The 12,292-nt window shown below is 65.9% G+C and carries 13 protein-coding genes; 8 read left to right on the top strand and 5 right to left on the bottom strand.

The window, feature by feature from the left end; all coding sequences use genetic code 11:
- Positions 1–39: 39 nt before the first annotated feature.
- The 4 genes from A5779_RS22200 (at position 40) to A5779_RS22185 (ending at position 2,445) form a co-directional block, all read left to right on the top strand.
- Positions 40–720 carry a TetR/AcrR family transcriptional regulator C-terminal domain-containing protein gene (locus A5779_RS22200; RefSeq protein ID WP_064885668.1) on the top strand — a complete coding sequence of 227 codons (681 nt, stop codon included), beginning with the start codon at positions 40–42 and terminating at the stop codon, positions 718–720.
- A 107-nt stretch (positions 721–827) separates the two neighbouring features.
- Positions 828–1,244 (top strand): hypothetical protein, encoded by a 417-nt coding sequence (locus A5779_RS22195; RefSeq protein ID WP_207549104.1) that lies wholly within the window; start codon positions 828–830, stop codon positions 1,242–1,244.
- 54 nt (positions 1,245–1,298) lie between these two features.
- Positions 1,299–1,667 carry a SpoIIAA family protein gene (locus A5779_RS22190; RefSeq protein WP_064885667.1) on the top strand — a complete coding sequence of 123 codons (369 nt, stop codon included), beginning with the start codon at positions 1,299–1,301 and terminating at the stop codon, positions 1,665–1,667.
- Positions 1,668–1,698: 31 nt separating this feature from the next.
- A complete protein-coding gene (locus tag A5779_RS22185; RefSeq protein ID WP_064885724.1) occupies positions 1,699–2,445 on the top strand; it encodes an alpha/beta fold hydrolase in 747 nt (248 codons plus the stop codon).
- Positions 2,446–2,486: 41 nt separating this feature from the next.
- On the opposite strand, the gene A5779_RS22180 is transcribed toward A5779_RS22185, so the two are convergent.
- A complete protein-coding gene (locus A5779_RS22180; RefSeq protein ID WP_064885666.1) occupies positions 2,487–3,377 on the bottom strand; it encodes a hypothetical protein in 891 nt (296 codons plus the stop codon).
- Positions 3,374–5,155, bottom strand: coding sequence for an ATP-binding protein (locus A5779_RS22175; protein ID WP_064885665.1), 1,782 nt, complete (start codon positions 5,153–5,155; stop codon positions 3,374–3,376). Before A5779_RS22175 ends, A5779_RS22180 begins: the two co-directional genes overlap by 4 nt.
- Positions 5,156–5,267: 112 nt before the next feature.
- On the opposite strand from A5779_RS22175, the gene A5779_RS22170 reads away from it, so the two are divergent.
- Positions 5,268–6,197 (top strand): hypothetical protein, encoded by a 930-nt coding sequence (locus A5779_RS22170; RefSeq protein ID WP_064885664.1) that lies wholly within the window; start codon positions 5,268–5,270, stop codon positions 6,195–6,197.
- A gap of 100 nt (positions 6,198–6,297) precedes the next feature.
- Here the strand turns inward: A5779_RS22170 and A5779_RS22165 are convergent, their stop codons facing one another.
- The 3 genes from A5779_RS22165 to A5779_RS22155 all read right to left on the bottom strand — a co-directional run bounded on the left by A5779_RS22165 (position 6,298) and on the right by A5779_RS22155 (position 10,232).
- A complete protein-coding gene (locus A5779_RS22165; RefSeq protein ID WP_064885663.1) occupies positions 6,298–8,130 on the bottom strand; it encodes a fatty acyl-AMP ligase in 1,833 nt (610 codons plus the stop codon).
- 92 nt (positions 8,131–8,222) lie between these two features.
- Complete coding sequence (locus A5779_RS34620; protein WP_236734848.1) at positions 8,223–8,771, bottom strand: DUF4333 domain-containing protein; 549 nt, start codon at positions 8,769–8,771, stop codon at positions 8,223–8,225.
- A 27-nt stretch (positions 8,772–8,798) separates the two neighbouring features.
- Positions 8,799–10,232 carry a neutral zinc metallopeptidase gene (locus A5779_RS22155; RefSeq protein WP_064885662.1) on the bottom strand — a complete coding sequence of 478 codons (1,434 nt, stop codon included), beginning with the start codon at positions 10,230–10,232 and terminating at the stop codon, positions 8,799–8,801.
- 98 nt (positions 10,233–10,330) lie between these two features.
- On the opposite strand from A5779_RS22155, the gene A5779_RS22150 reads away from it, so the two are divergent.
- The 3 genes from A5779_RS22150 to ahpD all read left to right on the top strand — a co-directional run bounded on the left by A5779_RS22150 (position 10,331) and on the right by ahpD (position 12,224).
- Positions 10,331–10,981, top strand: coding sequence for a nucleoside/nucleotide kinase family protein (locus tag A5779_RS22150; RefSeq protein ID WP_064885660.1), 651 nt, complete (start codon positions 10,331–10,333; stop codon positions 10,979–10,981).
- A 119-nt stretch (positions 10,982–11,100) separates the two neighbouring features.
- Positions 11,101–11,688, top strand: a complete 588-nt coding sequence (locus A5779_RS22145) for a peroxiredoxin (protein ID WP_055116075.1) — start codon at positions 11,101–11,103, stop codon at positions 11,686–11,688.
- Between the two features lie 2 nt (positions 11,689–11,690).
- Positions 11,691–12,224: an alkyl hydroperoxide reductase AhpD gene (gene ahpD, locus A5779_RS22140; protein WP_064885658.1), complete on the top strand. Its 534-nt coding sequence runs from the start codon at positions 11,691–11,693 to the stop codon at positions 12,222–12,224.
- Positions 12,225–12,292: the final 68 nt, after the last annotated feature.

The following is a 12,292-nucleotide window of genomic DNA, read 5'->3' as shown; positions in this document are numbered from 1 at the left end:
GACCCCGACCCCACGGCGCGGGTAACTAGGCTGGCTGATGTGAGTGCCCACGATCTCGACAGCGGCGACGCTGCCGCAGCGCGAGTTCGGCGAGGGCGTCCGGCGCGGATCAACCGCGAGCAGATCGTTGCTGCCGCTCTCGGTGTCCCCCCGGCGGCGTTGACCATGCAGGCGGTCGCCGACGTTCTGGGCGTCGACCGGAAGTCGGTCAAATACCACATCGGCAATCGAGAAACCTTGTTGGCGCTCATGGCATCAGCGGTGTTCGAGGCGGAGTTCGATCGTGTCCCACCACCGGTCGACGGCGACTGGCGTGATGTGTTGCGGTGGTATGCGTACCGGGCGCGCAATGCGATAACTCAACTCGGTGTTCACGACGCGTTCCCGATGGAGGGCGCGATCGGCCTCGCGGCGTTGGACCAAGCCGAATTCGTCCTGCACGCTCTGGTCGACGCGGGCTTCGCCGTCGAGCAGGCAGGCCGGGCCGCCAACACCATCGCCGAGTTGGCACTGTCCGCGGCCCGCGATTCTCTGTTGCGCGCCGGAAGAGGCATGCATCCGCAACACGAAGAGGCCTTGGCGGCCATACACATTGGCGACGGAAACACCTACGAGTTACTGCAGCAGGTTCTGGCGGCGATGTCGGCGGAACCTGACGAGGACGCGCAGCTGGAGTTCAACCTCGACGTGGTCATCGCCGGGCTGACGACGATGCTGTGAGCAAGCTGCCGGGGTGCTGATCGGTTCTGGCGTACAGACCGTATCGTTCCATCTCGTCAAGCGGCGAAGGCGCGGCGCGCGCTCGTCAGCACCGAAGGAGTCGATACATGGGCAAGCGGTTGATCGCAGTGATTCTGGCAGTGATGGCGGTCGCCGTGGGCTGCGGCAAAAGTAACGATGCGGCCGCCGCGGTCGTCACACCCGGCCACGACCAGACATCGCCGTCGGACGCCTACACCGCCTCCGCCCAGGAGGGGCCCGACGAGAACGGTGGGAAGACCTGGGTCCCCGTGATTCGCGACGAAGCCGGTCAGGAGGTCTTCCACGACCATTCCTCCTACCGCACCCCCGGGGTGATGATCACCTGGTTACCCACCGAACCTGAACAGCTCTGGGTGTATTCAGACGAAGATGGGATCTACCGGATCGCTCCCGGCAGCCACGGTGGGTGGACCAGGAGCGCCGTCAAACGCGAGAACGTGCCGTCGGAGATATCCAACCTCTGGGAGTCTTCCCGTTCCTGAATCAACGCACCGCCGATCGGGTGCAGACTCGAGTGCGAGACGGAGGGAGAACCAATGATCGATGTCCTTCCCGACATGCCCGAGGGCGTGTTCGGTATTCGGGTGTCAGGCCGGGTGCGCGGTGATGACCTGCGCGACTTCCGGCCGACGATGGACGAATTGCTGAAGACCGGAGAGATCCGGATCGTCGAGGTCATCTCACCGGACTACGAGGGCTTCGGGCCCGGTGGGCTGGTCGAGGATATGAAGCTCGGCTTCGGCGCGCTGCTCGGGCACCACTCGGCATTCAAACGGATCGCCGTCGTGTCCGACAGGGAGTGGGTTGCCCATGCGATGCACGCGTTCGCCTGGATGATTCCGGGAGACCTCAAGGTCTTCGGGCTGGGTGAGCTCGATGCCGCCAAGGAGTGGGCTGCGGGCTGAGATCGACGCCAGTCGTGCCACCATGTCGGGCATGACGATCGTTCTGGTGCACGGTAATCCGGAGACTGACGCGATCTGGGGTCCGCTGGTCGATGCGCTTGGACGCAAGGATGTCGTGCGATTGTCACCGCCGGGATTCGGGGCTCCGCTACCTGACGGCTTCTCGGCGACATATGCGGCCTACCGGGACTGGCTCGAAAGCGAGCTTGAAGCCATTGACGAGCCGGTTGACCTTGTCGGACACGACTGGGGTGGTGTGCACGTGGTGAACGCGATGATGCATCGACCCGACCTGGTGCGCAGCTGGGCAAGTGACATCGTCGGAGTGTTCGACGCCGAATACCAGTGGCCTGACATGGCCCAGGCATGGCGGACGCCCGGCAAGGGCGAGCGGCTCGTCGAGAACATGCTGGGCGGCACGGTCGAAGACCGGACCGCGGTGTGGGCCGCGCTGCTGCCGGAGGACATCGCAGCGTCGATGGCACGAGCTCAGGGACCGGATATGGGGCAGGCGACCCTGCGGCTGTACCGCTCGGCGGGAATGCCCGGTGACATGGCCGAAGCGGGCGGCGGGTTGGAGCGGGCCGGTGCCCGCCCGGGACTTTCGCTACTGGCGACGGCGGACCCATACGTCGGGTCCGAAGAAATCCGGCGTCGTGCAGCCAGCCGAGCCGGCGCCTCCACCGAGGTGCTCGACGGACTGGATCACTGGTGGATGCTGCAGGATCCAGCCCGCGGTGCGGCTGCACTTTCACGCTTCTGGGAATCACTCGATTAGCCGGGGATCCGTGCAAGCGGCGAGTCGGCGACCGCCAGTGTTCATTCGTCGCCTGCTCCGGCGGACAAGTCGATCCGGATGTCCCAGAGGTGGACGTGGCCGGGAATCTGCTGCTCCATGAACGCTGACCAGTCCTCGTACTTGTCTGCCTCGGCTTGCCACTGATCTGCCTCGACATCGCGGCCGACGCACCGCAAGGTGTCGGCCACGTGGCGTTGCAGTGCTTGCCCCGAGTCGTGCATGCAGATTTCGTCGAGCATCTCGATTGCTTGCCGCGCGACGCCCTCGATCGCGTGATCCACTCGGTGTCGTGCCACCTCTGCGAACTTCAGCTCGGCGACCGCCCAGTGGAACGCCGCGTCGCCGGCCCGCATCGGGTGGTACATCTCCTCGCGCTCGATCAAGTTGGCGGCCAGTTCCTGGGCGAGGGTTATCGACTCCTCTGACGGCGCAAGGAATTCGATCAACCTGCGAAACGTCCAGAGCATCAACTCGGGCATGGCGGCATCGACCTGCCGGGCGAGCGCCACGGCCTGCCGATAGGCGGATTCCGCGCCGTCGACGTCGTCCAGCTCCGCCAGGATTTCGCCGAGATCGATACACAGCTCTGCGGCATGAACAATGCGGCCACCCTCCATGGACACATCCACCGCAGCGCGAAGGTCCGCCGCCTGTTCCTCGAGCGGCTTCGGTGGTGGTTGCGTCGCTCGCGCGAGGTCGTCGCGCTTCCTGCTGATCCGGCTGAGCTCGTCGGCGATCTCTGACACCGTGTCGAAATCAGTACCCTGCACCAGCCCCGGATCGAGCATGTCGAAGACAAGCCGGCGTGCCTCGCTGTAGTGATGCAGTGCCGCTTGCAGCTCTCCCGCAGCGAGCGCCTCATCGCCCAGCCGTTCGAGCTCATCAGCTGACAGGGGCATCGGCTCGGTCATCGGGCGACCTCCGTCCCGTCGACGCCGGCGGCCAGCACGATGATGTCATCGAGCGCCTCCGACAACAGGATTCGATCCTCGGGGCCATCGCACTGCGCGGCCATCCGGGCCTGGACGAACAGCAGCTGCATGAGCCGACTGAACACGAGGGCGTCGGTTGTGCGGGTCAGCGCCTGCACCGCCCGGTTGTCCCAATTCACCACCAGATGCGGGAGGTCGCCGCACCCCGGCGAATCGGCGTCGATCTGGCCGTGACCGATGAAGACGGCAGGCAGGTCCGTCGATGGAAACCGGCGCACCACCACCCGACTACCCGACGCCTGCAGCGCGTGACTGCCACGCCGTTCCAATGCCGCCACGGCAGCGCCGGCGTCGGCGGACGGCACCGTCAGCGCCGCCACCTCGGACGCCGGATAGGCCCGTGTGACGGTGACCCCGGACATCACCTGCGGCAGCATGAGCAACACTTCCTGGTCGAGAGCGTGGCCCGCGTTGACGACGATCCGACCACCTGGGTTGAAGCTCGCGATAGTGCGAAACTCCTTGACCGACGCGGCGAAAAGGACGTTCGGGTTCCGGTTGACGATGTCGACCAAACGCAGGTGTCCTTCTGTTGTCTGCATGGTCAGCATCGGCAGCACCACTTCGGCCAGCTCACGATTCTCCGCGTCGATGCAGTGCGTCGCAGCGGATCTGAGCTCGAGTTCGTTGTCGGTGACGAACTCGGCGAAGCGCTCGGGATCGGTGTCGGCCAGGGAATGCAGCCACTTCAGCGCCGTGGTTGCGAGCGCGCGCCGAGTCCCGGCCTGTACTGCGTTGTTCATGATGGCCTCGCGGCTGGCGGTCGGCTCCAGCTTGGTGGAGTTGACCACCGCCCAGGCGAAGAACGCCCATGACGGCAGCAGCGCACCTTCGGCGTCATCGACAAGCATGTCGTTGACATAGACGCGATTGCGGCGGACGGACGTGGTCCGGCGCGACGGAGTTCCGATGTACACCACGCCTTCTAGTCCCAGGTCTTCGTCGGCAATCTCGATGGCATCGAACTGCCTACCCACCCCGACGCCGCCGTAAACGGGCGAGACACCCTGCAACACACCAGATCGGTGAGCGCCGAAGTCGCGTACCCACGGATATTCACGCGAAACTTCCTTCGGACCTGGGCTTGTCAGCACCTTGATGGCCACCGGAAGGAACTCGGCATACTTCTGCACGAGCGGGCTCACCTGCTCGGCCCGCGCCCACCCGATCATGTCCGGGCGCGGCCGCAACCGCACAGTGGTACCGACCGCCGATTCGTCGGTGGCGGTTCGGATCGTGTAGGTGCCGTCGCTGCGGCCGACCCACTCGATCGGGTCCGCGACTGTCGCGCTACGCGAGGCGACGGTGATCTCGTCGGCAATCAGGAAGCAGCTCAGCAAGCCTATTCCGAACTGGCCGATGTACGTCCGACGACTCCGCTGCAGTTCGTCGCTCTTCGAACTGGCGCCGACGGTAGCGAGGAACTGTTCGACCTGTGCCGGGCTGACCCCGATTCCGGCGTCGGTGAGTGCGAACTCGTCGGCGGGTGAGTGCGGCGAGGCCACTCCGTAGGGAGAGATCGTGATGACGCGTGGCGCGGGTACGTCGTCAAAGGCGTCTCGGGCCGCGATGGCATCCACCGCGTTCTGGATCAGCTCCCGCACATAGACGCCGGGGCTGGAATACAGGTTCTTGCTGAGTAGTGCGATCACCCCGCCGAGATTCACTCGGAAGTTCTGTTGCTGAAGCTCGGACATCCCCGGGCCCTCCTGTGTCGGCTCGTTTGAGAACCGGACAGATTCGCATGGGGTACCGACATGTCGGGGCGCTCCGAACTGGTGCCGAGACGGTGCCCGCGACGGTGCGATCATGGATGGGTCGATCAGCATCATCACGGGGGGCAGCATGGGGGAGTCGTCGACGAGCGGGAGCGAGCCGACTGTCAGCACCGATGACCGGCATCGGTACGTGCGCCGGCTGGCGTTGGAATCGTTGGAACGTCGCGGTGTACGGGTGCGTCCGGCTCCCCAGGACGCACTGGGCGACGACTGTTTCATGGACCAGACGGGAAATCACTACCGGCTGTACAACCTTCAGCTCCAATGTGCGCAGCGTCCGCCGGTCGAGTGGGCAAGCGCTGTCGAGTTTCATTTCGATCAGCAGTTCGCCAGTCGCTCGGATCCCGGGCCGGCCGAACTGACGGAGGGCGAATTTCTGGCGCAGGTTCGCACACGCCTGCAGACGCCGGACACCTCGGGCATGACCTCGATGCGGTACGCCCGCCCGGCGTTCGACGGTCTGGTCGCCGAGCTGAGTCGTGACCTGCCGACGGTGGTGAAGACGGTGGGTGACGACGACGTCGCCGGCCGCGACCTGAATTTCCTCTACGAGGTGGGTCAGCGCAACACCGATGCCGAGCCCGTGACCGTACAGGCGTTGGACCGCAACGTGTTTGCGTTGACCGGAGATTCCTTCTTCATCGCCTCGAAAGCTCTGAACATGCCCCGGCTGATCGAGACGGTGCTCGGGGGAGTGGCACCGCTGGGGGTGGTGTTCAGCGTGCCGCATCGCAGTCTGCTGTTCCTGCATGGCGTCGGTGAGTCCACGGCTGATGCAGTCGGTTGGCTCGCGTCGGTGACGGTAGGGCAGACCGAGAACCCGCCCGGCGGGGCCGTCAGTCGCGACACCTATTTCTGGCACGGCGGCGCGGTGCAGCGGATCACCGAGATCGACACACGGGTCCGAAGCATCAGTCTGCTGCGCGACGGGGCGTTCGCTGAGGCGATGGGGCAGCTGTAGCCGAGATCAGCGCCATGGTCGCGCCAGGCGCCGGATAACGACAGTAGCGTCGCATTCGGCGCGGCCGACGCTCAGGCGTCAACCTCGCCGAGCGCGAACCCTACTTGTCGAACTTCCCACTCAAATACTCAACGCGGCAAGCGTTTCGGGCGAGCTTGCCGCTCGTCGTCCGGGGGATCACGCCGGCGGCGACCATGCGCACATCGGCGACCCGGATCTGGTGGTGGCGGGACACTGCCGCGCGCACCGCGTCGACGATCGGGCCGGGCTCGGCGCGTCCGGCTCCGGCGGCCCGCTCGGCGACGATCACCAGTTCTTCACCGCGGTCCCCGTTGACCGAGAAGGCGGCGACATAACCCGAGCGCACCGCGGGCGATGATGCGCTGACCGTCGTCTCGATGTCGTGGGGGTAGTGGTTGCGTCCGTCGATCAGGATCATGTCCTTGATCCGGCCGGTGAGGTACAGCTCGCCATCGATGTAGACGCCGAGGTCGCCGGTGGCCAGCCAATGGCCGTTGTCGGGCACCTCTTCGGCGTGGCTGCCGGTGGTGAGTCGGGTCTGCAGCTTGTTGGCGAACACCCGCTCGCTCTCGTCGACGCGACCGAAATAGCCCTGGCCGACGTTGTTGCCGTGCAACCAGATTTCGCCGACGGTGCGGTCGGGCAGTTCGTCGCCGTCGGGACTGGCGATCACTGCCCACTGGTTCGGAATCGGCTGTCCGCAGGACACGTGGGCCACGGCGCCTTCGTCGGTGGCTGCCACGGTTACCGCGCGCCCGGCGCTGAGCTGGTCGCGGTCGAGGTACACCGCGCTGGCCGCGGCGCTCGGCGCGATGCTGGCCACCGACAGGGTGGCCTCGGCCATGCCGTAGGACGGCTTGATCGCGGTCGCGGGAAGCCCGTACGGGGCGAACGCGGTCGTGAACTTCTCGACGGCGGCCATCGTGACCGGTTCGGATCCGTTGAGGAGGGTGACGACGTTGGACATGTCCAGCGTCTCCCCTTCGGGCGGCAGGCCCCGTTCGGAAGCCAGCTCGAAGGCGAAGTTGGGGGCCGCGGCGAAAGTGCGTCCGTGGGCGGCCTCTTCGGCCAACCGCTTGATCCAGCGGTACGGGCGGCGGACGAACGCCATCGGGTCCATCAGGCTGATGTGGCCACCGCACAGCGCCGGGAACATGATCATGATCAGGCCCATGTCGTGGTAGAGCGGCAGCCAGCTGACACTGCGGATCCCCGTGTCGAGGTCGCCGGCCAGGATCATCTGGATGACATTGGTACACACGTTGCGGTGGGTGATCTCCACACCGGCCGGAGTGCGCGTCGACCCGGATGTGTACTGCAGGTAAGCGATGTCGTCGGAGTCGACCGACGGGCTGACATACATCTCGGCCAGCGTGTCCGGCACAGCATCGACGGCGATCATGCGAGGCCGCTCGGCGGCGGGCAGCGTCTTGATGAAGTTGCGGACCGATTCGGCCGCTGCGGTGGTGGTGAGCACGACGGTGGGCTTGGCGTCGGCCAGCACCGCGGCCAGTCGTTCGGTATGGCCGGCCAGGGCCGGCGCGAACAGCGGGACGGCGATGTTGCCGGCGTGCACGGCGGCGAAGAAGGCTGCGACGTACTCGACACCTTGCGGGGCCAGGATCGCGACCCGGTCGCGGGGCTGGGTGACCTGCTGCAGTCGGGCGCCGACGGCGCACACCTGCGCCCACAGAGCGTTCCAACTGAGCTCGACGGCTTGCCCGTCCGGATTGGTCGAGTAGTCGAGGAATCGGTAGGACGGCTCATCTCCGTAGATGAACCGGTTGCGATCCAGGAACGACGTCAGGGTGACGCCGTCGGGTACGACAATCGTGCCGTCATCGCTGACGTAGTTCTCGATGTTCGACGTCGACGTATCAACGGCACTGGTTGCGAAGGGATCCCGACCCATGCCGTAAGACTAATAGTGACTCTAATAAAGCCTGGCAGCGCGGTCCGGTGTGGGTTGTCACGAGGTCTGCAAAATGTGTCGTGCGTCTCTTTTTACCGCGGCCCATCCACGGCATAAGTGCCGTTATCGTCGGTGAACTCGACGATCACCCTGCGCAGCGTGTCATTTATCTCAACTGCGCATGTGAACGTCGCTCCGGCCCGCACGACCGGATTCCGGCCGTTGTTGCACGCGACCGCGACGACGCGGTTGGCGCCGTAACCGTTGATCGGATCGGACAGGATCTGTGCCACTCCGGACTCGGCCTGATGGACGTCGAGTCGGGCGCTGTTGGTGTCCGCCCGGCTCCACGCCCACAGCCCGGTGCCGATCACCGCGACTGCCACGACGGCGACGGCCGCACCGATGAGCAGACGCCGGTCGGGTTGGCGGGGCTCGGGCCGCGGAGTCGGTGGCGGTGCGGGTCGCGGTTGGTGTTGGGGCGACGGCGCGGGCCACGGGTGGTGCTGAGGCGACGCCGGTTGTCGCGGGGGTGGTGGCGTCCAACCCCGCCGCGGCGGCGGAGCGCCCGGTGGCGGCGTGCCGCCGGGCAGGGGTGCGCCGCCCGGCCGCGCCCACCACGGCTGTTCGGGACCGCTCATCGGTCCTCCTCGACTGGACTCATCGGCTCACGGGAACCTCTGGTAGCACTGTGCGTCATCGCCTTGCAGGCCGGACCGGTAGGCCAGGATGCGGGTGAACCCCGCAGGCAGCACCCTGCCGTTGACGTCGCTGGCGGCCAGCCCGTTGGTGAGCAGGCTGCTGATCGCCTCGTCGGTGTCTCCGGCCGACAGCGTGATCGGCAGACCGGGCTCGGCCATCCTGGCCTGACCCACGCCGGTCAGGCAGCCGGTGCGCATCGCGGCCACGGGAGTGTCGAGCGTCAGGCCCTTCTCGTGTTGTACCGCCATGGCGTACCGCGATGTCAGGACGGAGATCGCCGAGTTGTCGCCTTGGAGGAGCTCCTGTTCGTCATTCTCGTTTCTGGCTTCCCCCAGGGCTTTCAGCCCCGCCAGGTCGACCACGATGGTGTTGGTCGCCGGGCAGTAGGACGCCGGCGGAGACGGTCCGGCGTCGGGGCATGCGCTCGGCTCGGTGGTCAACGTGGGTGGGTTGGTGGGTGCGTAGACCTGCCGCAGCGACTGCATGGTGTGGTCAAGCAGATTCGCGGTGATCGTGCTGTTGGCGCTCTGCGGGCCGCCGAAGAAGTCGAGAAATTTGGGCAGATCGCCGCGGCGCTTGGTGATCTCGTCGGAGTCCATGGCTGCGCACTGGTCGACGTTGCCGCTGAAGCCGATCTGGAAGGCGCTGACCCGGTCCAGCGCCGAACCGTGCTCGTTGCCGGTGAGCGTTGCGTCGACCCGGGTCATCAGGGGATCGCGGATGTAGATCAGCCCGGCCAGGACATGGTTGAGACCGTCGCCGGTGCTCAACTCGAAGCGCGGAGACTTTCCGGCGGCCACCCAGCGCAGGTAGACCCCGGCCAGGCAATCCGCCTGCTGCTCGGCCACCAGCACGGGCGTGCTCTCGTTGATCAGCCGCGCCTGTTGCTGGACGGCGTGGCCGTATTCGTGGGCCATCACCCCGACCACGCCCATCTGGCCGAAGTACTGCGCTGCCACCGGAATCGCGACGCCGCGGTCCCATGCCATCACGTCACTCTTGAGGCAGTAGAAGGCGTTGGTCAGCCCGACGGTGCTTTCCCCGCAGATCTCGAGTCCGGGGGAGGCATCGGAGTTGTAGGACACCAGGCGGGAGACGGGGGTGAAGGTTCCCGGAAGGGAACCGCCGCTGTAGTTCTGCGACCAGAAATCCTCGATGTCGTCGACGGCCAGCAGGGCCAGGTCATCGATCTGGCCGCCATCGGTGTTCTCGGCCCGGCGGGTCGGCGCGGGGGCATCGGGCCGGGTGCCGCTGTGGCCGTCGGTCACCGGCAGTCCACCCACCCGGTCGGGTAGGAACAGCATCGAGGTCGCCCTGCCCCCGATCACGGGGGCGTTCCCGCAACCGGCCAGCAGCGCCGCACAACAGGCCAGACCGAGCCACCAGCGAAGCCTCGCCAACTGATCCGCCTTCCACGCGATCCACCCCAGCCAGTTCTACCTGTTCGCGACGACGTTCGGCGCGGGCCGCCGATGACCTGCGGGACAATGGCGGCGCTATGTACACCTTCGAGGATCTGGTGACTCGGGTATTGGCCCGTGCAGCAGATCCGGGGACGGCCGTCATCGGGATCGCCGGGGCGCCGGGGGCGGGTAAATCCACGCTGACCGAGGCGCTCGTCGTCGCCGTCCGGGCCCGGCTCGGCGACGACGCGGTGGCGCACGTTCCGATGGACGGATTCCACCTCGCCGATGTGGAATTGCGCCGGCTTGGCCGATTGGACCGCAAGGGCGCGCCGGACACCTTCGACGTTGCCGGATATGCCGCGCTGTTGCGCCGTATCCGCGGACCCACCGACGTGGTCTACGCCCCCGGTTTCGAGCGCGACATCGAGCAGCCGGTGGCCGGTGCGATCCCGGTGTTCCCGGGAACGGCGGTGGTGCTCACCGAGGGCAACTACCTGCTGCTCGACGATCCGGCGTGGTCGGCGGTGTCCGCGGAGATCGACGAAATCTGGTTCTGTGTAACAGAAGACGATCTCCGCGTCGCCCGTCTGGTGGCTCGCCACATCGCCTTCGGAAAGCCGGCCGGTGCCGCGCGGCGCTGGGTTGCCGAGGTCGATGAACCCAATGCCCGGTTGGTGGCGGCGACCGCGGAGCGGGCCGATCTGGTAGTCCCGGCGGCGGCCGTGAGGCCCAGCTCACACTGACGTCGTCTGTGTGCATAATCACGGTTCAGTGAGTTGCTATAAGCCTCGGTGAGAGCCATGATTGTGGTGGTAAATCTGGAATCATTCCAGAAAATCAGCGCGAGATTGGATAGGTTGCAATGGCACTTTTGTCGATTGGTTCTCAGTTCCCGGAATACGACCTGACGGCCGTGATTGGTGGAGATCTGTCCAAGGTCGACGCCAAGCAGCCCGATGACTATTTCACCCGCGTCACCAACAAGGACGACGAGGGCAAGTGGCGGATCATCTTCTTCTGGCCGAAGGACTTCACCTTCGTGTGCCCCACCGAGATCGCCGCGTTCGGAAAGCTCAACGAAGACTTCGAGGATCGCGACGCCAAGGTGATCGGCGTTTCGGTGGACAACGAGTTCGTCCACTTCCAGTGGCGTGCACAGCACGAGGACCTGAAGAAGCTGCCTTTCCCGATGGTCTCGGACCTCAAGCGTGAACTCACTGCGGCGGCCGGCGTGCTCAACGCCGACGGTGTCGCCGACCGGGCCACCTTCATCGTCGACCCCAACAACGAGATCCAGTTCGTCTCGGTGACCGCCGGTTCGGTTGGGCGCAACGTCGACGAGGTGCTGCGGGTTCTCGACGCACTGCAGTCCGACGAGCTGTGCGCGTGCAACTGGAAGAAGGGCGACCCGACGCTGAACGCCGGCGAGCTGTTGTCCGAGGCGGTCTAGTCATGAGCATCGACAACATCAAGGAAGCGCTGCCGGAGTACGCGAAGGATCTCAAGCTCAACTTCGGCAGCATCGTGAAGTCCACGGAGCTCACCGAGCAGCAGTTGTGGGGAGCGTTGGTCGCCACGGCCGCCGCGACCAAATCGCAGCAGCTGCTGAAGGAGATCTCCGAGGATGCCCTCGGCGTGCTGAGTGCGGAGGCGTACCACGCCGCCCTCGGCGCCGCGTCGATCATGGGGATGAACAACGTCTTCTACCGGACCAAGGGGCAGCTCGACGGCCGCTACGACGACCTGCGGGCCGGTCTGCGGATGAACATCATCGCCAATCCCGGTGTGCCCAAGGCTGACTTCGAGCTGTGGTCGCTGGCGGTGTCGGCCATCAACGGCTGCTCGCACTGCCTGTCCGCGCACGAGACCGTCCTGCGCGACGCCGACGTCTCTCGCACGACGATCTTCGAGGCCATCCGGCTGGCGTCGATCGTGTCCGGGGTGGCCCAGGCGTTGCTCACCGCGGATGCGCTCGCCGGAGTCTGATACGTAAGGCCCAGAAATGGGCTTACGCGCATAACTCGACAGATAAACTCGCCTCTCAGAATCGCGAG

This window comes from Mycolicibacterium peregrinum (assembly GCF_001665625.1).
Lineage (GTDB): Bacteria > Actinomycetota > Actinomycetes > Mycobacteriales > Mycobacteriaceae > Mycobacterium > Mycobacterium peregrinum_B.
The sequence above is the reverse complement of the archived record's forward strand: the minus strand, read 5'-3'. Positions and strand labels throughout refer to the sequence as shown.

Coding starts and splice junctions, on each gene's coding strand:
- A5779_RS22150 (WP_064885660.1), top strand. CDS start 10,331: ATGTACACCTTCGAGGATCTGGTGACTCGGGTATTGGCCCGTGCAGCA.
- A5779_RS22190 (WP_064885667.1), top strand. CDS start 1,299: ATGATCGATGTCCTTCCCGACATGCCCGAGGGCGTGTTCGGTATTCGG.
- A5779_RS22185 (WP_064885724.1), top strand. CDS start 1,699: ATGACGATCGTTCTGGTGCACGGTAATCCGGAGACTGACGCGATCTGG.
- A5779_RS22180 (WP_064885666.1), bottom strand. CDS start 3,377: ATGACCGAGCCGATGCCCCTGTCAGCTGATGAGCTCGAACGGCTGGGC.
- ahpD (WP_064885658.1), top strand. CDS start 11,691: ATGAGCATCGACAACATCAAGGAAGCGCTGCCGGAGTACGCGAAGGAT.
- A5779_RS34620 (WP_236734848.1), bottom strand. CDS start 8,771: ATGAGCGGTCCCGAACAGCCGTGGTGGGCGCGGCCGGGCGGCGCACCC.
- A5779_RS22165 (WP_064885663.1), bottom strand. CDS start 8,130: ATGGGTCGGGATCCCTTCGCAACCAGTGCCGTTGATACGTCGACGTCG.
- A5779_RS22145 (WP_055116075.1), top strand. CDS start 11,101: ATGGCACTTTTGTCGATTGGTTCTCAGTTCCCGGAATACGACCTGACG.
- A5779_RS22170 (WP_064885664.1), top strand. CDS start 5,268: ATGGATGGGTCGATCAGCATCATCACGGGGGGCAGCATGGGGGAGTCG.
- A5779_RS22175 (WP_064885665.1), bottom strand. CDS start 5,155: ATGTCCGAGCTTCAGCAACAGAACTTCCGAGTGAATCTCGGCGGGGTG.
- A5779_RS22195 (WP_207549104.1), top strand. CDS start 828: ATGGGCAAGCGGTTGATCGCAGTGATTCTGGCAGTGATGGCGGTCGCC.